22 protein-coding genes and 1 pseudogene are annotated in these 21,331 nt (G+C 74.4%); 6 read left to right on the forward strand and 17 right to left on the reverse strand.

What is annotated here, in order from left to right; translation table 11 throughout:
* Position 1 precedes the first annotated feature (1 nt).
* The 12 genes from ACFW6A_RS05160 to ACFW6A_RS05215 all read right to left on the reverse strand — a co-directional run bounded on the left by ACFW6A_RS05160 (position 2) and on the right by ACFW6A_RS05215 (position 13,971).
* Complete coding sequence (locus ACFW6A_RS05160) at positions 2-1,315, reverse strand: beta-ketoacyl-[acyl-carrier-protein] synthase family protein (RefSeq protein ID WP_386638740.1); 1,314 nt, start codon at positions 1,313-1,315, stop codon at positions 2-4.
* The gene (locus ACFW6A_RS05165) at positions 1,312-1,734 is read right to left on the reverse strand and encodes a hydroxymyristoyl-ACP dehydratase (RefSeq protein ID WP_351856082.1); all 423 of its coding nucleotides are present in this window, start codon (positions 1,732-1,734) and stop codon (positions 1,312-1,314) included. The genes ACFW6A_RS05160 and ACFW6A_RS05165 overlap by 4 nt, the downstream gene beginning before the upstream one ends.
* Entirely contained in the window at positions 1,731-3,038 is a 1,308-nt protein-coding gene (locus ACFW6A_RS05170) for a beta-ketoacyl-[acyl-carrier-protein] synthase family protein (protein ID WP_351856084.1), read from the reverse strand. Before ACFW6A_RS05170 ends, ACFW6A_RS05165 begins: the two co-directional genes overlap by 4 nt.
* A complete protein-coding gene (locus ACFW6A_RS05175) occupies positions 3,035-3,508 on the reverse strand; it encodes a 3-hydroxylacyl-ACP dehydratase (protein WP_351856087.1) in 474 nt (157 codons plus the stop codon). Before ACFW6A_RS05175 ends, ACFW6A_RS05170 begins: the two co-directional genes overlap by 4 nt.
* 37 nt (positions 3,509-3,545) lie before the next feature.
* Positions 3,546-4,313, reverse strand: coding sequence for an SDR family NAD(P)-dependent oxidoreductase (locus tag ACFW6A_RS05180; RefSeq protein WP_351856090.1), 768 nt, complete (start codon positions 4,311-4,313; stop codon positions 3,546-3,548).
* Entirely contained in the window at positions 4,310-4,828 is a 519-nt protein-coding gene (acpS, locus tag ACFW6A_RS05185) for a holo-ACP synthase (protein ID WP_386638743.1), read from the reverse strand. Before acpS ends, ACFW6A_RS05180 begins: the two co-directional genes overlap by 4 nt.
* Positions 4,818-5,222, reverse strand: a complete 405-nt coding sequence (locus tag ACFW6A_RS05190) for a phosphopantetheine-binding protein (protein WP_351856096.1) — start codon at positions 5,220-5,222, stop codon at positions 4,818-4,820. Before ACFW6A_RS05190 ends, acpS begins: the two co-directional genes overlap by 11 nt.
* Positions 5,223-5,294: 72 nt before the next feature.
* Positions 5,295-6,260 carry an ACP S-malonyltransferase gene (gene fabD / locus ACFW6A_RS05195; RefSeq protein ID WP_386638746.1) on the reverse strand — a complete coding sequence of 322 codons (966 nt, stop codon included), beginning with the start codon at positions 6,258-6,260 and terminating at the stop codon, positions 5,295-5,297.
* A gap of 219 nt (positions 6,261-6,479) precedes the next feature.
* Positions 6,480-8,372 (reverse strand): BTAD domain-containing putative transcriptional regulator, encoded by a 1,893-nt coding sequence (locus ACFW6A_RS05200; protein ID WP_386638749.1) that lies wholly within the window; start codon positions 8,370-8,372, stop codon positions 6,480-6,482.
* 228 nt (positions 8,373-8,600) lie between these two features.
* Positions 8,601-10,835: an MMPL family transporter gene (locus ACFW6A_RS05205; RefSeq protein ID WP_386638752.1), complete on the reverse strand. Its 2,235-nt coding sequence runs from the start codon at positions 10,833-10,835 to the stop codon at positions 8,601-8,603.
* 60 nt (positions 10,836-10,895) lie between these two features.
* Positions 10,896-12,074: an FAD-dependent monooxygenase gene (locus tag ACFW6A_RS05210; protein WP_351856108.1), complete on the reverse strand. Its 1,179-nt coding sequence runs from the start codon at positions 12,072-12,074 to the stop codon at positions 10,896-10,898.
* Positions 12,075-12,078: 4 nt separating this feature from the next.
* Positions 12,079-13,971, reverse strand: a complete 1,893-nt coding sequence (locus ACFW6A_RS05215) for a DHA2 family efflux MFS transporter permease subunit (protein ID WP_386638755.1) — start codon at positions 13,969-13,971, stop codon at positions 12,079-12,081.
* Positions 13,972-14,153: 182 nt separating this feature from the next.
* On the opposite strand from ACFW6A_RS05215, the gene ACFW6A_RS05220 reads away from it, so the two are divergent.
* A complete protein-coding gene (locus tag ACFW6A_RS05220; protein ID WP_386485807.1) occupies positions 14,154-14,738 on the forward strand; it encodes a TetR/AcrR family transcriptional regulator in 585 nt (194 codons plus the stop codon).
* Between the two features lie 177 nt (positions 14,739-14,915).
* Entirely contained in the window at positions 14,916-15,842 is a 927-nt protein-coding gene (locus ACFW6A_RS05225; protein WP_351856116.1) for an NADP-dependent oxidoreductase, read from the forward strand.
* A 69-nt stretch (positions 15,843-15,911) separates the two neighbouring features.
* Here ACFW6A_RS05225 and rpsR read toward each other — a convergent pair whose 3' ends face one another.
* The 4 genes from rpsR to rpmG form a co-directional block, all read right to left on the reverse strand.
* Entirely contained in the window at positions 15,912-16,148 is a 237-nt protein-coding gene (gene rpsR, locus ACFW6A_RS05230) for a 30S ribosomal protein S18 (protein WP_386638758.1), read from the reverse strand.
* Positions 16,149-16,230: 82 nt separating this feature from the next.
* Complete coding sequence (locus tag ACFW6A_RS05235; RefSeq protein WP_386638760.1) at positions 16,231-17,382, reverse strand: CobW family GTP-binding protein; 1,152 nt, start codon at positions 17,380-17,382, stop codon at positions 16,231-16,233.
* Complete coding sequence (locus ACFW6A_RS05240; RefSeq protein WP_351854740.1) at positions 17,382-17,627, reverse strand: type B 50S ribosomal protein L31; 246 nt, start codon at positions 17,625-17,627, stop codon at positions 17,382-17,384. The genes ACFW6A_RS05235 and ACFW6A_RS05240 overlap by 1 nt, the downstream gene beginning before the upstream one ends.
* A gap of 49 nt (positions 17,628-17,676) precedes the next feature.
* A complete protein-coding gene (rpmG, locus tag ACFW6A_RS05245) occupies positions 17,677-17,841 on the reverse strand; it encodes a 50S ribosomal protein L33 (protein WP_386638762.1) in 165 nt (54 codons plus the stop codon).
* Positions 17,842-17,908: 67 nt separating this feature from the next.
* On the opposite strand from rpmG, the gene rpmB reads away from it, so the two are divergent.
* The 4 genes from rpmB to ACFW6A_RS05265 all read left to right on the forward strand — a co-directional run bounded on the left by rpmB (position 17,909) and on the right by ACFW6A_RS05265 (position 19,958).
* The gene (gene rpmB, locus ACFW6A_RS05250) at positions 17,909-18,145 is read left to right on the forward strand and encodes a 50S ribosomal protein L28 (RefSeq protein WP_351854745.1); all 237 of its coding nucleotides are present in this window, start codon (positions 17,909-17,911) and stop codon (positions 18,143-18,145) included.
* Complete coding sequence (gene rpsN, locus ACFW6A_RS05255; protein WP_351854747.1) at positions 18,145-18,450, forward strand: 30S ribosomal protein S14; 306 nt, start codon at positions 18,145-18,147, stop codon at positions 18,448-18,450. Before rpmB ends, rpsN begins: the two co-directional genes overlap by 1 nt.
* Positions 18,451-18,620: 170 nt before the next feature.
* The gene (gene rpmF, locus ACFW6A_RS05260) at positions 18,621-18,791 is read left to right on the forward strand and encodes a 50S ribosomal protein L32 (RefSeq protein ID WP_351854749.1); all 171 of its coding nucleotides are present in this window, start codon (positions 18,621-18,623) and stop codon (positions 18,789-18,791) included.
* A gap of 6 nt (positions 18,792-18,797) precedes the next feature.
* The gene (locus ACFW6A_RS05265; protein ID WP_351854752.1) at positions 18,798-19,958 is read left to right on the forward strand and encodes a GTP-binding protein; all 1,161 of its coding nucleotides are present in this window, start codon (positions 18,798-18,800) and stop codon (positions 19,956-19,958) included.
* Between the two features lie 79 nt (positions 19,959-20,037).
* On the opposite strand, the pseudogene ACFW6A_RS05270 reads toward ACFW6A_RS05265, so the two are convergent.
* Positions 20,038-21,317, reverse strand: a pseudogene (locus tag ACFW6A_RS05270) (cytochrome P450).
* Positions 21,318-21,331: the final 14 nt, after the last annotated feature.

The following is a 21,331-nucleotide window of genomic DNA, read 5'->3' on the forward strand; positions in this document are numbered from 1 at the left end:
GTCAGCTCCTCTCTCGCCCCGTGCGGAGCGACAACGCGGCCGCTTGGCCTTCCAGGCCCCGGGCCAGTGCCAGGGCGGTGCGGGGCGCGGACGCGCGCGGCGCGCCGGGCACCCAGTCCAGGTCGCACCCCGGTGCGGGCTTGTGGTGGTTGAGGGTGGCGGGGACGGTGCCGCTGTGCAGGGCGAGGGCGGCGACGGCCGCGTTGAGCGCGCCGGCGGCGCCGACGAGGTGCCCCGTCTGCGGCTTCACGCTGCTGATCTGGGCGCCGGCCGCGTCGGCGGCGAGCGCGTCCCGCAGCGCCAGGGCCTCGCTGCGGTCGCCCTGCGGGGTGGCGCAGCCGTGCGCGGCGACGTAGTCGGTGGCGGCCGGCCGGCCGGCGTCCCGGACCGCGTGGCGGATGGCCCGGGCGAGGCCGCGGGCGCGCGGGTGGGTGCCCGGGGGCCGTACGCAGTCCATGCCGGCGCCGAAGCCGTCGATCTCCGCGTAGACGCGGGCGCCGCGCGCGAGGGCCCGTTCGCGTTCCTCCAGGACGAGGATCGCGGCGCCCTCGCCGAACACGGAGCCGCTGTGGTCCCGGTCGAAGGGCCGGCAGGCCTCCGCGCCGAGGTCGTTGCGGTCGGTCAGGACCCCGAGGGAGTCCATCTTGGACATGCTCCACCAGGAGGTCGGTTCGTCGTAGCCGCCGGCCAGGACGACGTCGCACTCTCCGCGCCGGACGGCGCGGAAGCCGCGTCCGACGGCGGTGGCCGAGGCGTCGGCCGTTCCCGAGAAGTAGTCGTTGGCGCCGCGGATGCCGTACCGCTGCGAGATGTGGAACGCGGCGGCGGGCTGGAGCCCTTCGAGGAAGAAGAGCGGGGCGAGCAGCGAGGACGCCTCGCGGCCGAGGCGGGCCAGGTCGGGCTCGCCGCTCTCGGTGCGGACCTCGTCCACTCCGGCGATGAGCCCGTCCATGTCGGGCATGTCCTTGTTGCTGCCGAGGAAGAGGCCGCTCCGGTAGCCCTCCAGGTCCCCGGTGCCGTCCAGGCCCGCGTCGGCGGCGGCGAGCTGGGCGCCGACCAGCGCGAGCTGGTCCCCCCGGCACAGCATGCGCAGGGTGCGCCGGGGGATGCGGGAGCCGGGTTCGAAGCCGGTGATCTGCACGCCGAGCCGGGTGCGGAGCGGCGACGGGTCGTAGCCGGTGAGGGGGCGGACGGCGCTCTCGCCGGCCAGGAGGGCCTTCCAGGTGGCGTCCACGCCCTCGCCGAGGGCGGTCAGGAGGCCGATCCCGGTGACGACGACGCGGCGCGGGCCGGCCGCGGCGCTCAGGGTGCTCATGTCTCCTCCACGACGGTCAGGGCGAGCGTGCGCACGCCGACGACCACGCGGTCGCCGACCCGGGCCTCGGCGGTGAACCGGGCGGTGCCGCCGGCCCGTTCCACGAGCCGCACCCGCAGTTCCAGCTCGTCGCCCGCGGTGACGAAGTGCCGGAACCGGACGCCGGAGGCACCGGACGTCGTCCAGCGCTCCGGCGCGTCCGGGTCGCACACGACGGCGGCCAGGGCGGCCAGGCTCTCCAGCGCCAGCACGCCCGGCAGGACGGGCTTGCGGGGGAAGTGGGTGGTGAACACCTGGAGGGTGTTCGGGATGTTCCGGACGGCGGTGGCCCCGGCGCCGGGCGCGTGCTCCAGCAGCCGGTCGAAGCCGGCGAGCGGGGAGGCGGCGCGGGGCGCCGGCCGGGTGTCGGACGGGATCATGTGTCCTCCCTGAACGCGCCGACCACCAGGCTCGTGTTGCTGCCGCCGAACGCGAACGCGTTGACCACGGCGGTCGTGACGCGCGCGGGCCGGGCGACGTGCGGCACGTAGTCCAGGTCGAGCTTCCGGTCGGGGGTGTCGAGGTTGAGGGTGGGCGGTACGACTCCGGTGCGGATCGCGCCGAGGGCGGCGAGCGCGTTCAGCGCGGCTCCGGCGGCCGTGAGGTGGCCGGCCATCGACTTGGGCGAGCTGACCAGGAGCCGGTGGGCGTGGTCGCCGAAGACGCTCTTGATGGCGTTCGTCTCCGACAGGTCGTTGCCGTACGTGCTCGTCCCGTGGGCGACGACGTACTGGACGTCCTCGGGGGCGAGCCCGGCCTCGTGCAGGGCACCGGCCATCGCCTCGGCGGCCCCCGCGCCGTCGGGCGGGGAGTCGGTGATGCGCCAGGCGTTCATGGTGCTCGCGTAGCCGAGGACCTCGCCGAGGATCCGGGCGCCGCGGGCGCGTGCCGCCTCCAGTTCCTCCAGCACGAACACCACGGCGCCCTCGCCGATGACGAAACCGGAGCGGTCGGCGTCGAAGGGCCGGGAGGCCCGTTCGGGCGCGTCGTTGTACTCCTCGGTCATGGCGCCGAGCAGGCTGAAGCCGAGGATGTCGCACCAGCTGGTGAGCGAGTCGTGGCCGCCGGCGAGCATCAGGGTGGCGTCGCCCTCCTGGAGGCAGCGGAACGCCTCGCCGATCGCGTGGGCGGAGCCGGAGCAGGCGGTGCTCACCCCGATGGCGGGCCCGTGGGCGTCCATGACCTGGGCCAGGGCGCTGAGGGGGAGGTTCTGGTCGTCCCGCAGGACGTCCGTGGGCCGGCGGGGCAGGAAGGCGTCCGGGCGTCCGGTCTCCGCGCGCAGGGCGCCGATGTCGGTCAGCTGCCGCAGTTCGGGGCGGCCCACGCTGGCGCCGAGGGCGATGCCGCGCGCCTCGGGACCGTGCGGGCCGTAGCCGTCGCCGGATTCCGTGCCGAGGCCCGCGTCCCTCAGGGCTTCGAGGCCGGCCGCGATGCCGAACCGGCCGGCGCGGGAGAAGCGGCCGGGCCTCAGCTGCGCGGGGAGGGCCGTGCGGGCGTCGAAGCCGCGGACCTGGCCCGCGATGCGCACGGGGAACCCGGTCGGGTCGAAGAGCCGGAAGCGGTCGACGCCGGACCGGCCGGCGCTGAGGCCGTCCCAGGTCGAGGGGGCGTCGTTGCCCAGCGGGGTGACGGCGCCGGCGCCGGTGAGGACCACGCGGCGCCGGTTCACGGGCTGCCGGTTCACAGGGCGGCTCCCACGGGTGCGGCCGGGGCCTTGTCGCCGAGGAGCATCCGCGCCATGCGCCGCGTGTCCTCGGGGTCGTCGAGCTCCTCGGCGTCGATGAGCGCGCACATGATGCCGCGGGCTTCCAGGACCGTGCGTCCGCCGCTGGTGACCCGCCCGTCGACGACGGCGGCCTCCCCGCTGGACGAGACGACGTGGGCCTCCATCCGCAGGACGTCGCCCGGCCGGACCGGGGCGCCGCCGACGACCTCGCCCACGGTCAGGAGCGCGGCGCGGCTGCGGTGGTCGGTGCTGAGCATGATCAGCCAGGTCCCCGCCTGGCACAGGGCTTCGAGGGACAGCCCGAGCGGCAGCCGGGGGCCGTCCGGCGTCCGCTGCCACAGGTCCTCGTGGACCGAGGTGACCTTCCGGGCCGTGATGTGCTGGTGGGGCGTCCAGGAATCGATGCGATCGATGAGGTGGAACCGCACGGAACCGCTCCTCTCCGGAGCAACGGGTGGGAGGTGGTCAGGGGTGGCCCATGCCGAGCTGGGCGGTGAGCCCGCCGTCGATGTGCATCAGCTCGCCGGTGACGTACGAGGCGTCGGGGCCGGCCAGGAAGAGGACGCCGGCCGCGACCTGCTCGGCCGTGGCGAAGCGGCGGAGCGGGATCTGCTTGCGCATGCCGGCGCCGCCGTGCTGGGCCAGCACGTCGTCGACGAGTCCGGTGGGGACGATGCCGGCGATCACCGCGTTGACCCGCACGCCGAAGCGGGCGAGTTCGATCGCGGTGCTGCGGGTGAAGGCGTTCAGGGCCCCCTTGGAGGCCGCGTAGTTGGACTGGCCGGGCCAGCCGCGCTCGCCCATGACGGAGGAGAGGTTGACGATCGCGCCCTCCCCCTGCCGCATGAACTGCTCGGCCACGGCCCGGGTGCAGTGGTAGGCGCCGCCGAAGTTCACCCGCATGACGTGGTCCCAGCCGTCCGCCGGCATGTCCCAGAGGAGGCCGTTGCGCGTGATGCCGGCGTTGTTGATCAGGACGTGGAGTCCGCCGAGGGCCTCGGTGGCCTCGGCCACGAGCGCCGTGGCCTGCGCGGGGTCCGAGACGTCGGCCTGGAGGGCCACCGCCCGCCCGCCGCTCTCCTCGATCTCCCCGACCAGGGCCAGGGCCTCGTCCTTGCCGGCCCGGTAGTTGACGGCGACGGCGGCGCCCTGGGCGGCGAGGGCGAGCGCGATCGCCCTGCCGATGCCGCGACCGCCACCGGTCACCAGGGCCGCTCGGTTCTCGAAGTTCATCCGGATCGCTCTCTCGGTAGCCGGTGGGCACCGGGGCCGGTGCCGGGGTCCGGGACGGGGGCCGTCCCGGGGGTCGTCTCGGGGTCCGGTACGGGGCTCGTCCCGGGGGCCGTCTCGGGGTCCGTCTCAGGGGCGGCGCAGACGAGCACGACGTGGGCGACGGCCAGCTCCGCCGTGTGCGACAGGCTCACGTCGGTGCGCCGTACGCGGCGGTTCCCGGCGGCCAGGGCGGCGCGGCCGCGCAGGTTCAGCCGGGGCCGGCCGGAGCGGTCGTTGACCACTTCCACGTCCGTCCAGTCCATTCCGGCCGCCCCGGTGCCGAGCGCCTTCATGACCGCCTCCTTGGCGGCGAAGCGGGCGGCGAGGTGCTCCTCCGACCGGCGGGGGCGGGCCGCGCAGTAGGCGAGCTCCCGGTCGGTGAAGATCCTCGCCGCCACCTCGGGGCCGCCGACGAGGAGCCGCCGCAGCCGCTCCACGTCGACGAGGTCCGTGCCGACGCGGACGTCAGGCAGCACGGTCGGCGGCGCGCGAGCGCAGCAGGTCGATCAGGTTCTGCACGGTGAACAGCCCGAGCACGCCGTCCGCGGTCAGCGGGGCGTCCAGCTGGGAGCGGTCGAACTGCGGCAGCACCTTCTCCAGGTGGGTCAGCCCGGTGTCGTTGACGACCTCGTTCTCGTCGCCGAACTCCTCGTCGGGTATGCCGCCCTGGAGCAGCTCGCCGATGTCCGCGACGGTCACCTTGACGCCGGTGATCCGCTCGATGCGGAAGAGGATGTCGAGCAGGTCGATGGACTCCGCGCCGAGGTCGCCGAGGAGGGTCGCCTCGGCCTGGACCTCGGACTCCTCGATGCCGAGGGCGTCGGCGACGGCCTCCTGGACGGCGGCGAGGATGTCGACGGCAGTGGTCATGGAACGGCCTCGTTTCGTGTGTGGTTCGCCCCGTGCGGGCGCACGGGGACGGAGCGGTGCGAGCCGGACGGATCAGGCGGGCACGGGGAGCGCCGGGACGCTTTCGAGCGACCGGGCGAGTGCCTCGATCTGCCGGGAGTCGTGGGTGCTGCGGGCGGTGGCGCCGGGGAGGGTGCCGCGGACGAAGCCGCAGAGCACACGGCCCGGGCCGACCTCGACGTAGGTGCGCGTGCCCGCGGCCTCCGCGGTGCGCAGGACGTCCACCCAGCGCACCGGGGCGGCCGGCTGGCGGGCCAGCAGCAGGCGGGCCTCCTCCCCCGAGGAGAGCGGACGGCCGGTGACCGAGCTGAGGACGGGGCGGACGGGCCGGCGGAAGGCGACGTCCGCCAGCTCGGCGGCGAGCAGCGGCTCCACGGCCCGCATGAGCGAGCTGTGGAAGGGCGCGCTGACGGGCAGCGGTACGACCCGCTCCGCGCCGGCCTCCGCGGCCCTGCGCGCCACCGCGGCGACGGCCTCACGCTCTCCGGCGACGACGGTCTGGGAGGCGTCGTTGTAGTTCGCCACCTCGACCGGCGCGGACAGACCGGGGTCGGCGCAGAGCGCCTCCACCCGGGCGGCGTCGAGGCCGATGACGGCGGTCATGCCGCCCGGCGTCGCGCGTCCGGCCTCGGCCATGAGCTGCGCCCTGCGGCGGACGAGCCGGAGGGCGTCGCCCGCGTCCAGGACCTCGGCGGCCACCAGCGCGGCGTACTCGCCGAGGCTGTGGCCGGCGACCGCGTCGGGGACGAAGCCGTGTTCCTTCCGGAGCGCCTCGTGGACGGCGAGGGAGACGGCGAGCACGGCGGGCTGGGTGAGCTCGGTGCGGGACAGCTCGGCCGCGGATCCGGTGGTGCAGAGCTCGGCGAGCGGCAGGTCCAGCAGTTCACCGGCCTCGTACAGGAACCTGCCCGCGCTGCGGGGGTACCGCTCCAGCAGGTGGCGCGCCATTCCCGGTCGTTGGGATCCCTGTCCGGGGAACATGGCCAGCGTCGCTGACATCGGTCGGCCGCCTTTCTTGGCCTGGGGAGTAAGGGGGGCCGGGCGGTGAGGAGTTCCCGGCACGTCCTTCACTCTGGCGGCCGCGGGTGGACGAAACCCTTATCCCTTCTTGAAGCGGGCGACGGATTCCCAACACGATCGAAACGGAACCGGGAAGGCCCGGGCGGGCAGGGGGAACCCTGCCCGCCCGGGCCTTCCTTCAGGGGCGGGGCGCGGCGGTCACCGCTCCTCGGGGAGGTCTCCCCGCCGCTGCTCCGCGGTCTCGCGCAGGTGCCGTACGCGGCGGACGAAGACCCGCCGCACGCCGGTCAGGCGGTAGGCGGGGCCGCCCGGTCCGCCGGCGTCGTGCACGTCGAGGAAACCGGCCTCCACCAGCACGTCGAGCAGTTCCTCGTGGTCCGTGGGGGCGCCCGGCACGCCGGAGTGCGCTCCGGTCGAGTCCGGCCGGATGACGGCCGGGGCGTCGCTCAGCGCCAGGAGCAGCCGGGCGGCCGGGCGGGGGAGCTGCCGGTAGGCGGAGGTCAGCCGTTCGCAGATGTCGAGGGAGCCGTAGCTGAGGGTCTCCAGGTTCTGCTCGCCGGCCTCGATGCGCCGGACGAGGCGCGCCAGGGAGGTGTGGGGGCGGGCCAGCAGCCGGTTGGCGAGGGCGCGGAGGATGAGGGGGTGGCCCTCGCACATGTCGACGAGCCGGCGGGCCCGGTCGGGTTCGTCGCGGGTCCGGTCCGGTCCGATCAGGTTCTCCAGCAGGGCGAGGCCGGCCGCGGGGTCCAGGCGCGGGACGGGCACGACGTCCGCGTTGACGGGGCGGAGGGAGGGCCGGCGGGTGGCCACCAGGACGCCGCAGTGCCGTTCGGCGGGCAGGAGCGGCTGGATCTGTCTCTCGGACTCCGCGTCGTCCAGCACGACGAGCACGCGTCTGCCGTGCAGTCCGCTCCGGTACTCGTGGACGAGGGCGCTCGGGTTCTCGTCGGGGTCGTGTGCCACGCCGAGCTGGCGCAGCAGCAGGGAGAGCGCGGTCTCGGTGCGGAGGGGTTCGCCGGTGCTGCCCTGGAGGTCCAGGTAGAGCTGGCCGTCCGGGTAGACGGCGGCCATGCGGTGGGCGATGTGCACGGCCAGGGCGGTCTTCCCGATGCCGGGGCTGCCGACGAGGACGACCCGCCCGGAGGCCTCCGGTGCCAGCGCCGCGCGGACCGCCTCGGTCTCGGTCCGCCTGCCGACGGGGGCGGGGACGTCGCGCGGGAGCATGCAGGGGATCCGCGACGCCTGCGCGGGCGCGGGTGCCGGCGCCGGCTCGGACGCGGAGGCGGGCGCGGGTGCGGGCGGGGCGATCGCGGCCCCGGCGGGGGGCGCGGTGTCGTCCGGGAGCGTCCCGGTCAGGATCTGGGTGTGCAGTTCCTGGAGCCGGGGGGCGGGGTCGGTGCCGAGCTCCTCGGCGATGAGGAGGCGGGCCCGCTCGTAGTGCCGGAGCGCTTCGGCCTGCTGCCCGGAGGCGTACAGGCTGCGGATGAGCTGTTCGTGGAGCAGTTCGGCGAGGGGGTCGTGGAGGAGGGCGTGGCGGAGTTCGGCGATGACGGTGATGCCGCGGCCCGCCTGCCGTTCGGCCTGCGCCCATTCGACGAGGGCGTCGTTCTTGAGCTGCCGGAGTCCCTGGCGCATCCGCAGCGCCCATTCGTCGTCGACGCCGGTGAGCGGGTCGCCCTTCCACAACTGGAGTGCCTCGTTGAGGACCTGGCACCGCCGGGGGCTGTTCGGGGGCAGGGCCCGCGCCTGGGACAGGAGACCGCGGAAGCGGTGCAGGTCCACCTGCTCGGGCGCGATGTCGAGGAAGTAGCCGGCCGGGTTCCGCATGATGTGGACGGGCTGGCCGCCGTCGTAGGTCTGGCCGGCGAGGATCCGGCGGAGCCGGGCGATGTACGTGTAGACGACGTTCCGGGCACCGGCCGGGGGCGATCCGCCCCACACCCGGTCGATCAGCGTGTCGATGGTGACGGGCTGCCTCGGTTCCATCAGCAGGGCCGTCAGGAAGCTCCGTTGACGCGCGGGTCCGAGGTCGATCTGCCGTTCGCCGATCAACAGCGAGACCGGACCCAGGACTTGGAATTCTGCCCTCATTCTCATATCCCCCATGAATGATGTCGACGAAGGGTGCGGCCCGTCCTCCGGCGCCGTTGCCGGTTCGGGGCCGCACCCTCCTTCGTGCTGTGGTGCTGTGGTGCTGTGGTGCTGTCCGCCGGGAGCATGCCGGTGGGCGGCCCCGGTTGCGCGGGTGCCGTCCACCGATCATGCGCTACCGCCGACGTCCCCTGCGTGGCGGTCCTGGTTGTTCCCGGCGCGTACGGGTCAGTTCCGTCCCGCGGTCTCCCGGGGGACGGCTCCGTCGGCCGGGCCCCGTGCGCCCGGCGTCGCCGCGGGCGGCTCCTCCCGGTGACCGTAGCGCTGCCAGAACCGGGCCAGCGGAGCGGGGGCCCACCAGTTGGCGGCCCCGAAGAGGCGCATGGCCGCCGGGACGAGCAGCGAGCGGACCACCAGGGCGTCGACGGCGATGGCGATGGTGAGTCCGACGCCGATCATCTTGATGAAGGTGATGCCGGAGGTGGCGAACGCGGCGACGACCACGATCAGGAGGAGGGCCGCGCTGGTGATGATGGATCCGGTGCGCTGGAGGCCGGTGGCGACCGACTCGGTGTTGTCGTGGGTCCGGTCCCACTCCTCGCGGACCCGGCTGAGCAGGAACACCTCGTAGTCCATGGAGAGTCCGAAGGCGATCGCGAAGATCAGCACGGGCTGGTTGGCGTCGACGGTGCCGGTCGCGGTGAAGCCGAGCCAGTCGGCCAGGTGGCCGTACTGGAAGATCCACACGATCGCCCCGAACGAGGCCGTCAGGGACAGGGCGTTGGTGAGCAGCGCCTTGAGGGGCAGGAGGACGGATCCAAAGGCCAGGAAGAGGGCGACGAGGGTGACGGCGCCGATGAAGCCGAACATCCACGGCAGCATCGTGGCCACGTCGTCGAGCTGGTCGACGAGCTGGGCGCTGCGGCCGCCGACGAGGACGTCGGCGGCGCCGGGCGCTTCCACGGCCCTGATGTCGTCGACCAGTTCACGGGCCTCGGTGGAGTTCGGGTCCAGTTCGTGGCGGACGAGGATCTCGGCGTCGGCACCGCGCGCGGCGCCGACCGCCGCGCTGTCGGCACCGGGCACCTCGCCGAGGCGCTGGACGTAGCCCTCCAGGCCCGCGGGGTCGGCGCCGCGGACGGAGACCACCACCGCTTCGGCCTCGTTGGCCGGGAACCGCGCGTCGAGGACCTCGCTGACCTCGCGGCTCGTCGAGGTGGAGGGCAGCGCCCGCTCGTCCACGGAGCCGAACACGACGTTGCGGAAGGGCAGTCCGAGGAGGACGAGGGCGGCGACGGTGAGCACCAGGTAGAGGCCGGGGCGCTTCATGACGCTGCGGGCGAGCCTGTACCAGCCGCCCTGCGCCGCTCCGGCCACCGTGCCGGTCACCCCGGCGCGGAGGGGGACGGGCGTGTCGCGGCGCCGGCCGAGGCGGACCCGGCCGGAGTCGATGCGGTGTCCGAGCAGGCTGAGGACGGCGGGCAGCACGGTGAGCGAGGTGACGACGGCCATGAGGACGGCGGCGAGGCCGCCCATGCCCATGGAGCGCAGGAAGACCTGCGGGAAGACCATGAGACCGGCGAGGGAGATGCCGACGACGAGGCCGGAGAAGGCGACGGTCCGGCCGGCGGTGGAGACGGTCCGTTCGACCGCGTCGGGGACGGAGCGGCCGGCGCGGAGCTCCTCCCGGAACCGGCTGATGAGGAACAGCGAGTAGTCGATGGCCAGCCCGAGGCCGAGCATGGTGACGATGTTGACGGAGAAGACGGAGACGTCCGTGGCGAGGCTGAAGGCCCGCAGCACGGCGAAGGAGCCCAGCACCGCCACGACGCCGACCAGCAGGGGCATGGAGGCGGCGACGGCGCTGCCGAAGACGAAGAGCAGCAGCAGGAGCAGGATCGGCATGGAGAGGGCCTCGGCCCGTCCGATGTCGCTGCCGACCTGGTCGCCGAGTTCCTGGCTGACGGCCGTCTGGCCGCCGAAGCGGACGTCGAGGCCCGTCCCGGCGACGGCCTTCTCCAGGGCGTCGCGCAGGGCCGGGAAGGCCTCGGTGCGGGCGTCCTCGTCCTTTTCGGCCAGGGTCAGGACGGCGTAGGTGGAGCGTTCGTCGTCGGAGACCAGGGCGGCGGACCGGGTGGTCCAGTAGGTGACGGTGCGGGCGAGCGGGGTGCCCTCGGCCGCCGTGTCCAGGGAGCCGGTGACGGCCGTGCGGTAGGCGGGGTCGTCGACGGTGAGCTTCTCGCTGGAGTAGAGGACGATGACGTCGGCGGCCTGCCGCCCGAAGGTCTCCTCCACCCGGGCGGCCGCGCGCGCCGACTCGGTGTCCGCGCTCTGGAAGCCGCCGGAGGTCAGCGCGCCGAAGACGCCGGTCCCCCAGACGGCGCCGAGGACCAGGAGCACGCCCGCGGCTGCGAGGAGGGCCTTCGCACGTCGGTGCGTGAATCTGCCGAGTGCTGTGAACACGTGGGTTTCCCCTTCGGTGGGTGGTTTCGGCGCGGCCGGCACGCGGCGGGCCGGTCCGGGTCAGGACTGCGGTACGGAGGTGCGCCAGCGGGTGCCGTAGCGGGCGTCGGCCTCGACGCTCTTGAAGGCGCCCCGGTCCCAGCCGACGCGCATGATCAGCTGCCGGGTGCGGACGGCCGCCGGGTGGGACCAGGAGCCGAGCCGGCCGAGGACCCGGGCGGCCCGCTGCATCGAGGCCGTGCGCGGCTTGCGCTCCTCCTCGTACGCGGCGAGGGCGGCGGCCGTGTCGGGGGAGGCGGCCAGGTGCTCGGCGAGGACGGCGGCGTCCTCGATGGCCTGGCAGGCTCCCTGGCCGACGTTGAACGACATGGGGTGGGCGGCGTCGCCGAGGAGGGTGACCAGGCCCTGGCCCCAGCGCGGGTCGGGGGCGCGGTCGACGACGTCGGTGCGGATGACGGTGGCCTCGTCGGTGGCGGCGAGGAGCGCCTCGACCGGGCCGTGCCAGCCGCGGTGGCGGTCGGCTATCCGGTCGAGGACGCCGGGGGCGTCGGAGCCGCCCGCGGGGCCGTTCTCCACGCTCATCCAGTGCACCCGGCCGGGGGCGATGTCGTAGTAGACGAAGCGGGTGCCCCGGCCGAACATCGAGCAGAACGAGCCGGCCGGGACGGTCTCCGGGCCGACCTCGGCGATGCCGCGCCAGGCGACGCACCCGGCGTACTGCGGGGCGGTGCGGCCGATGAGGGAGGCGCGGACGGCGGAGCCGATGCCGTCGGCGCCGACGAGCAGGTCGCCGTGGAGGGCGTCGCCGTCGGAGAGGTCGACGGTGACGCCGTCGCCGTCCTGCCGGAAGCCGGTGACGGCGGTGCCGGTGCGGACGGTGGTGTCGGTGAGGCCGCCGCGCAGGGCGTCGTGCAGGGCGCTGCGGGCGATGGCGACGGTGGGCTGCCCGTACCGGTCGGCGAACTCCCCCACCGGCCAGGAGCCCAGCCGGTCGCCCCGCCAGGTGCGGAACTCGCAGAACCGCTGCACGGGGGCGACGCGGAGGACGTCGTCGACGACGCCGAGGCTCTCCAGGGCGAGCATGGCGTTGGTCCACAGGTGCAGTCCCGCGCCGCCGACGCGGAGTTCGCCGGCGCGTTCGAGCACGGTGACGCGGAGGCCGGCCCGGTTGAGGGCCAGGGCGGCGGCCATGCCGCCGATGCCGCCGCCCGCGACGATGGCGTGTCGGTTCTCGCTCATGGGATCAGACCTCCTGGGGTGTGGTGGCGGACGCGGGAGCCGGGCACGCGGCGGGGTCGGGGCAGCGCACGGGCCGTTCGGCGAGGCGTTCGGTGATCAGTCCGCCGGCGAGGCGGAAGGTGAGGCGCTGGACGGTGTGGAGCGTGGCGTTCTTCGGGCCGCGTCCGGGGACGCGGCGCAGCGAGCGGCCCTGGAAGTGGACGGTCACCCGGACCTCCCCGTCCCGGGCCTCCAGGGCGTCGAGCCGGTAGGCGGGGGCGTCGTACGAGGCCAGGACCTTGCGGATGCTGTGCCGTACGCCGTCCCGGCCGGCGGGCGCGCCGGGGTAGGGAGAGTGGTCGACGACGTCGGGGTGGTAGAGGTCGTCGACGGCGGAGAGGTCCCGGCCGTTGAGCACTTCGTCGAACAGGCGCCGCACGGTGCGCTCGTTGAGCGCGTCGGCGGCGGGATCGGCGGCGGCCGGGGCGGCGCCGGGGCGTTCCGGTCCGTCCGGTACGGGGCCGGGGCGGCGCGGGATCGCCGCGACGAGGACGGCGGCCAGGGCGAGGAAGGCGGTGCCGGTCCAGAGCGCGGGGGTGAGGCCGTCGGTGAAGGCGCGCGGTGTGGCGTAGCCGCCGCGGGCGGCGAAGACGGCGCCCAGGAGGGCGACGCCGAGGACCCCGCCCAGCTGCCGCAGGGCGTTGTTGGTGCCGGAGGCGACGCCCTGTTCGCGTTCGGGGACCCGGCTCATGACGAGGCTGGCCACCGGTGAGAAGAACAGCGCCATGCCCGTGCCGGTGAGGACCAGCGGCACGACGAGGGCGGAGTACGGGCCTTCCGGTCCCGCGGTCAGGGCGAGCAGTCCGAGTCCCGCGGTCTGGCAGACCATGCCGGCCAGGACGACCGGGCGGCTGCCGAACCGGTCGGAGAGCGCCCCGGCGAGGGGGGCGACGACGACGGGCATGGCGGAGAGCGGCAGGGTGCGCAGGCCGGCCTCCAGCGCGTCGTGACCGAGGGCGATCTGGAGGTACTGGGTCAGCAGGAAGAGCGAGCCGTAGAGGCCGGTGAACATCAGCAGGCTCGCGGCGTTGACGAGGCCGAAGGAGCGGTCGCGGAAGACGCCGAGCCTCAGCATCGGCGCGGGCGCCCTGAGTTCCCAGCCGAGGAAGGCGGCGAGCAGGACGGCTCCGGCGCCGAGCCGGAGCAGGGTGGTGACCGAGGTCCAGCCCTCGGCGTTGCCCTCGATGACGGCCCAGACCACGCCGAGGAGGCCGGCGCTGGCGAGCACCGTGCCGACGACGTCGAGCCGGCCGGTGTCACCGCGGCTCTCGGCCAGCCTGGTGCGGGCGAGGAAGGCGAGGACGGCTCCCAGCGGCACGTTGATCCAGAAGATCCACGTCCAAGACAGGCCCTCGACGATGAGGCCGCCCGCCAGGGGGCCGATGGCCAGGGCGAGGCCGTTGGCCGCTCCCCACAGGCCGAAGGCGAGGCCCCGGCGCTCCTTGGGGACGGCCGCGGTGAGCAGGGTGAGGGTCAGCGGCGCCATCATCGCGGCGCCGACGCCCTGGGCGGCGCGGGCCGCGATCAGCTCGCCGGTGGTGCCGCTGAGGGCCGCCGCGAGGGAGGCGGCGCTGAAGAGGACGACGGAGGCGACGAAGACGCGGCGCCTTCCGAAGCGGTCGCCGAGGGCGGCGCCGAGCAGGAGCAGGACGGCGAAGGTGAGGGTGTAGGAGTTGACGGTCCACTCCAGCTCCTCGATGCCTCCGCCGAGGTCCTGGCGGATCGCCGGCAGCGCGGTGACGACGATGAGGATGTCGAGCGAGGCCATGAAACCGGCCAGCGACGTGACGGCCATGGTCCAGGCGAGCCCCGTGCGGCGCGGGGGCGTGTGCGGGCGGTCGGACACCTTTCCTCCCATGCGGTAGAACATCCGCTCCTCTGCGGGGAGTCGGGTGGGGCCGGGGCGGTTCGAGCCCGGCGCGAGCCAAGGTTTACACAGACAGAAGATCAGTCTCAAGCAGCTTTGCTGTCAATGATAGATTTCTTAATGATGACCGAAGAGGGGATTGCGGGCGCGTCGGAGCTGGTTACCCTGGGGTCATGTCGATTCAGGAACGCCGTGAGCGGGAGTTCAGGAGGCGCAGCCAGCTGATCCTGGACGCGGCCCGCACCCTTGCCGAAGCCGAGGGATGGGGCGCGGTGACCACCCGCCGGATCGCCGAGGAGATCGAGTACAGCCAGCCCGTGCTCTACAGCCACTACCAGGGCAGGGAGGCGATCATCAGCGCCGTCGCCCTCCAGGGCTTCGAGCGGCTGTCCGGCATCCTGCGCAAGGCCCGCACCCGCACCGCCGAACCGGCCGCCGCGCTGCGTCACGTCGTCGACGCCTACCTCGACCTCGCCCGGACCGAACCGGCCCTCTACAGCGCCATGTTCGAGCTGTCGTCGCCGCTGTCCTTCGCCTCCGAGGACACCCCGCCGGCCCTCGTCGAGACCTTCGCCGAGGTGATCTCGGCCGTGGCGGCCCTGCCCGGGAAGCGGGACGTGGAGCTGACGGCCGAGTTCATCTGGGGCGCCCTGCACGGCATGGTCCTGCTCGCCCGGGACAAGCGCCTGCGCCCCGGACTGGAGGAGCAGCGCGTCGAACTCCTCATGGAGTGCGTCATCCCGCCCGAGGCGCACTGAGCTCCGGCGCCCCGCCCCGCACCCGTCTCCGGCCCCTCCCCCGCCCTCCCCTCTCCTGCCCTCCCCGCCCCGTCCGGCCTTCAAGACTTCCTCAAGACCGTGCTCAGGGCGCCCCCGCACGCTGGGGGAAGGCGGCCGGAGGGCCGCGCTCGGTCAGGCCCGCAGACGGAGGGGCATATGAAAGCGGTCCACTTCCACCGCTTCGGCGGAACGGACGTCCTGGAGTACGGAGAGCTGCCGGAGCAGCCGCTCGGACCGGACCGCGTCCGCGTCCGCGTGCGCGCGGCGGGGGTCAACCCCATCGACTGGAAGGCCCGGGAGGGGCTGCTCGCCCCCCTCATGGACACCCTCTTCCCCGTCGTCCCCGGCCTGGACCTGGCCGGCGAGGTGATCGAGGCCGCGCCGGGCGTCACCGAGTACGCCCCCGGTGACGAGGTCATGGGCTTCCTCTGGCCGGACGTGCTCGGCCGCGGCACCTGCGCGGAGACGGTGACGGCGCCCGTGCGGGCGCTCGCCCCCAAGCCCGCCTCGCTGTCGTGGGCGGAGGCGGCCGCCCTGCCGCTGGCCGGGATCGCCGCGTACCAGAGCCTGGTGCACCGGCTGCGGGTCACGGCCGGGGAGACGGTACTGGTGCACGCGGCGGCGGGGGGCGTCGGCGTGTTCGCCGTCCAGATCGCCGTCGCGCTCGGCGCCCGCGTCATCGGCACGGCGAGCGAGCACAACCACGACTTCCTCCGCTCCCTGGGCGCCGAACCGGTCGCCTACCGCCGGAACCTCACCGGGAACGTGCGGGCCCTGGCGCCCGACGGCGTCGACGCGGTGCTGGACGCCGCGGGACGCCGCGCCCTGCGGGACTCCCCCGCCCTGCTCGCCCCCGGCGGACGGCTGGTCTCGGTGGCCGATCCGCAGGCCGTCGCGCTGGGCGGCGGCTACGTGTTCGCGCGCCCGGACCGCGAGGACCTGACCCGGCTCACCGACCTGGCCGAGAAGGGGCTCCTCCGCGTCGAACTGGCCGCCGTCCTCCCCCTGGAGAAGGCCGCGGAGGCCCACCTCCTCGTCCGCGACGGACACACCCGCGGCAAGGTCGTGCTCACGGTGGACTGACCCGCCCCGCCCTCCGGCCCCGGGGCCGGAGGGCACCGGGGCCGGAGGGCACGGGTCAGCGGGCGCCGGTCAGCGGCCGGCGTACGGCAGGAGGGCCATCTCGCGGGCGTTCTTGACGGCGGCGGCGAGGGCGCGCTGCTGCTGGGCGGTGACGCGGGTGACGCGGCGGCTGCGGATCTTGCCGCGGTCGGAGACGAACTTCCGGAGCAGGTCGGTGTCCTTGTAGTCGATGTACGTGATGCCGGCCGCGTCGAGCGGGTTGGGCCGGGACGCGGCGGGCTTGCGGGGTTCGTGGCGTCGGGCCATGTCGGGGTCTCCTTGCGGGAAGGCCGGTCACGGCCGGCCGCGGCGGACCGTGACCGTGACCGTGCCGGCGTACGGGTGGGTGTCAGGCGGCGTCGAGGAGGGAGTCGAAGGCCGCGGGCAGGTGCTTCCAGGCCTCGGGCCCCGCCGCGTACTCCGCGTCCGTCAGGAGGCAGGAGTCGAGGAGCCGTTCCAGGCCGTCGCGGTCGAGGCCGGGCGAGGTGAAGACCAGGTGCTGGCAGCAGTCGCCGTGCTCGGGGTGCCAGTCCAGCGCCGCCGCCGCACGGCGTACGGCCGGGACCAGCTCCCAGGCCGCGTCCGGCAGGGACGCCAGCCAGGGGCCGGCGCTCTCCACGCAGAGCGCGCCGCCGGCCGCGTCCCAGGCGAGCAGGGTGTCGGGGCGGTCGGCGAGCCAGAACCGGCCCCGGCTGCGGGCGGCGGCGCAGCACAGGTCCTCCAGCGCCTCGTAGAGCCGTTCCGGGTGGAACGGGCGGTGGCGGCGCCAGACGAAGGTGGTGACGCCTGCCTCGTCCGCCTCCTGGGGCAGCAGCGCGCACGCGGGGTGCTGGGCGGCGGCCGCGGCGTCGACGTCGAAGCCCGCGAGGGCGGCCCGGGCGAGGTCGGCGGAGTCCGCCGGCACCCGCCGCGCGGTGGGGTGCAGCTGCGCCAGGAGGGCGCGGTCCTCGTCGTCGGCCTCGTCGTTGTCGACGACGGCGAGGACGGGGGCGTACTCCAGCTGCCGGGCCCAGGTGTCGCCCACGGTCCGCCGGTCGGTGGCGGCCGCCGCCAGGCCGGCCTCGGCCAGGTCGTCGCCGTTGGCGAGGTACGGCAGGACGAGGGCGGGGTCGACGGCGGTGATCACGTTCGTCAGGGTCAGGCGGTCCGCGCCGTGGGCGGCGATGACCTCCGCCATGGCCTTCGGCTCGACCGAGTCCCACAGCTCGACCACGGCGAGCCGGGTCAGGCCCCCGTCGGCCAGTCGCTCCAGCTCGGGGACGAGGTCCTCGCGCAGGGCGCAGCAGGCGCAGTCGTCGACCAGGGAGGTCTCCTCCCGCGAGAGGACTCCGTCCGCGTCGCGGATCAGCCGCAGGACGCCGCCGTCGGGTGCCGCCGTCAGGTCGTGGTGCAGGGCCACGCTGCCGGGGACGGCCTTCAGGAGGCGGTCGACGACCTCGGTCCGGGCCTCGGCGTGCAGGCCCGCGACGACGGCGACGGGGAGGCGGTGGGCGTGGGGCATCAGCGGGCACCGTAGCGGCGCTGGAACTTCTCGACGCGGCCGGCGGTGTCGAGGACGCGCGCGGTGCCCGTGTAGAAGGGGTGGCTGGCGGAGGAGATCTCCACGTCGACCACCGGGTAGGTCCGGCCGTCCTCCCATTCGATCGTCTTGTCACCGGTCATGGTGGAGCGGGTGAGGAACGCGGTGCCGGAGGCGGAGTCGCGGAAGACGACCGGTTCGTAGGCGGGGTGGATCCCGGGCTTCATGGCAGGGCCTTTCTGTGGCGCGTCCGTGGTGTGGGGGCGGGTGCGGCGGTCAGCGTTCTTCGCGGAAGTCGACGGGGCGGCCGACGACCGGGTCGTACGTGCGCAGGGTGAGCCGGTCCGGATCATTCCTGCGGTTCTCGCGGGTGACGCAGGTGAAGCCGGTCCCGGCGGTGGAACGGAGCCTGACGACGGGGCGGAGTTCGCTGCGTGCCATGGGCGCTACTATATGGGAACGATTTCCATTACCAATACGCCCCCCGGCGAGAGAGGCGGCCACACCCGTGTCGGCCCACTGCCAACTGACCGGCGCCAAGCCCGGCTTCGGCAACACCATCTCCCACTCCCACCGGCGCACCTCGCGCCGCTTCGACCCGAACGTCCAGCGCAAGCGCTACTGGCTGCCCGGTGAGGGCCGGTACGTCCGGCTGACGCTGAGCGCCCGCGCGATCAAGACCGTGGACGCGATCGGCGTCGAGGCGGCCGTGGCCCGCATCCGGGCGCGCGGAGGGAAGGTCTGATGGCGAAGAAGAGCAAGATCGCGAAGAACGAGAAGCGCAAGGCGGTCGTCGCGCGGTACGCCGCCCGGCGGGCCGAACTCAAGGAGGTCATCCGCCACCCGTCCTCCTCCGACGCCGAACGGGAGGCCGCCCGGGCGGAGTTGCGCCGACAGCCACGCGACGCCAGCGCCACCCGGGTGCGCAACCGCGACAGCGCGGACGGCCGCCCCCGGGGCTACCTCCGCAAGTTCGGGCTCTCGCGCGTGCGCACGCGGCAGCAGGCCCACGCCGGGTTCCTACCCGGAGTCACCAAGTCCTCCTGGTAGGCGCCCACCCCTCCCGCTCGCACGGAGCGCCCGGCGGTCCCGGGAGAGGGGCCACCGGGCGCCCCGTGGGAGCGGCATGACCTCCCAGGCCGTCACGCGGAGCCATATTGATAACGACAGTCGTTTTCATGTAGCTTCTCCGTGTCGAAACCGGACCGAGGAGTCTCACGATGGCCGTCCCCAAGCGGAAGATGTCCCGCAGCAACACCCGCCACCGCCGCGCCCGCTGGAAGGCGGCCACGCCCCGGCTGGTGCCGGTCACCGTCGACGGCGTCGTGCACCAGGTGCCGCAGCGCCTGGTGAAGGCGTACGAGCGCGGCCTCGTCCGCCCGGAGGGCTGAGCACTCATGACGCCCGCCGAACGGCTGCCCGTGACCGTGCTCTCCGGGTTCCTCGGGGCCGGGAAGACCACGCTGCTCAACCACGTGCTCGGCAACCGCGAAGGGCTGCGGGTGGCGGTCATCGTCAACGACATGAGCGAGGTCAACATCGACGCCGCGCTCGTGCGCGGCGGCGAGGCCGCCCTCTCCCGCACCGAGGAGCGCCTGGTCGAGATGACCAACGGGTGCATCTGCTGCACCCTGCGCGACGACCTCCTGGAGGAGGTCCAACGGCTGGCCCGCGAGGGCCGCTTCGACCACCTGCTCATCGAGTCCAGCGGCATCTCCGAACCCCTCCCCGTCGCCGCGACGTTCTCCTTCCCCCGCGACGACGGCGCCACCCTCGGCGACCTCGCCCGCCTCGACACGATGGTCACGGTCGTCGACGCCGCGAACTTCGCGGCCGAACTCGACGGCGGCGACGAACTCGCCGCACGCGGCCTGGACCAGTACGAGGACGACGAGCGCACCGTCAGCGACCTCCTCGTGGACCAGGTCGAGTTCGCCGACGTGCTCGTCCTCAACAAGCTCGACCTGGTCGGCCCCCAGGAGGCCCGCCGGCTGCGGGCCGCCCTCTCCCGGCTCAACCCCGAGGCGCGGATCGTCCCCGCCGTACGCGGCCGGGTGCCGCTCGAACACGTCCTGGGAACCGGCCTGTTCGACGTCGAGAAGGCCCAGCAGGCCCCCGGCTGGGTCAAGGAGCTCAACGGCGACCACGTACCGGAGACCGAGGAGTACGGCATCTCCTCCCTCGTGTTCCGCTCCGACCTGCCGTTCCACCCCGGACGGCTCTGGAGCTTCGTCACCGAGGACTTCGACAGCGGCGCCTTCGGACGCGTCCTGCGCTCCAAGGGGTTCTTCCGCCTCGCCAGCCGCCCCCGGGTCACCGGCCTGTGGTCGCAGGCCGGCTCCGTCGCCCGGTTCGAACCGTCCGGCGTCCACGGCCCGGACACCGCGCAGGGCCAGGAACTGGTCTTCATCGGCACCGGGCTCCGTGCCGGGGCGCTGCGCGCGGCCCTCGACGCCTGTCTCCTCGCGCCGGGCGAGACCGCTCCCGCCGACGACGCCTTCCCCGCCTGGGAGACGTACGGCGTCGAGGACGCCTGCGACCACGAGCGGGCGGCCTGACGGCGGCCCCGCGCACTCCGGTCCGGCACACACCGGGCCGGCGCACACCCGTCCCGCGCGCGCGGCCCGAACCGGGCGGTCAGCCGCGGGAGTCGTCGCCCCGGGAAGGGTCCTCGACGGTGAGGACGAAACCGCTGCGCGGGCGGGTGGGGATCCTGGACAGCGGAATCGACAGGTCCTGCGCGGGGACCGCGTGGTCGAGGTGGGCGAGCCGCTTCACCAGGGTGGCCAGCACCGCCACGGTGACGTCCTCACCGGGGCAGCGGTGGCCGTGGGCCGGGTCCCCGCCGCCCTGCGGGATGATCTCGTCGGCGCCCGGTTCGCGGCCGGTGAAGCGCCGCGGGTCGAAGCGGTACGGATCGTCCCACGCCTCGGGGTCGTGGTGGTACCCGTACAGGTCCAGGAGGACCAGGGTGTTCTCGGCGATCGCCTCGCCCCGCCAGGTCAGGTCGGTCGCGGCGAGTCCGCCGACGAACGGGGCGAAGGGGTAGAAGCGCCGCACCTCGTGGGCGAACGAGCGCGCGTACCGCCCGTCGTCGTCCGCCGGAGCGGTTCCCCGTGCTCCGGCCACCGGTGCAGGGCGTGCGCCGCGAAGGCGGCGAACCACGCGATCGCGACGGTGGGCCGGATGACGTTCAGCAGTTCGACCGCGGCCGTGCGCGGGTCGAGGAGTCCGCCGTCGGCATCACGGTGCCGGACCACGGCCCCGAAGGCGGTCTTCTCGTCGACGGACGACTCCCCGCCCTCGCGGACGGCGCCGATCAGGCCGGCGAGCACGGCCTCCTGCCGGGCGCGGGCGCGGCGCGCGCGAAGGTGCCGGGGGCCCGGGGTCGCGAACCCGTCGACCATGGCCGTGCAGTCGACGGCCATCCGCCGGACGGCCTCGTCGGAGAGCCGGACCCCCGCCCACGCGCACACGGAACGGGCCAGGACCAGCGCCACCTCGTCGAAGAGCACGACGCGCCGGCCGTCGGACCAGTCGGCCACGCTCTCGGACCAGTACCGGCCCACGTGGTCGGCGAGGGCCGCCACCCCCGCTCCGTCCTTGAGGACCGCCAGGAACATGGCCTTCCGGACCCGGTGGGCCTCGCCGTCCAGGGTGTGCACGGCCCCCCGCCCGAAGAGGGTGTCGAGCACGGGCCCGGGGAGGGCCGACGCGCGTCTGACGTTCCGCTCGTCGTAGAAGAAGCCGATGGCGTCCGGACCCCGCAGGGCGACCGCCGGCCGTCCCAGCAGCCTGGTCCTGACCGGGCCGCCGTCCGTGGCGCGCATGCGGTCGGGCAGCCAGGCGTAGCCACGGGACAGGAGGGAGAGGGTGCTGTCGCCCCAGGGCGCGAAGGCGGCGTCGAGTCGGGCCATGACGACCGGCTACC

Origin of the sequence: Streptomyces sp. NPDC058758 (genome assembly GCF_042746075.1) — a bacterium.
Taxonomy (GTDB): Bacteria; Actinomycetota; Actinomycetes; order Streptomycetales; family Streptomycetaceae; genus Streptomyces.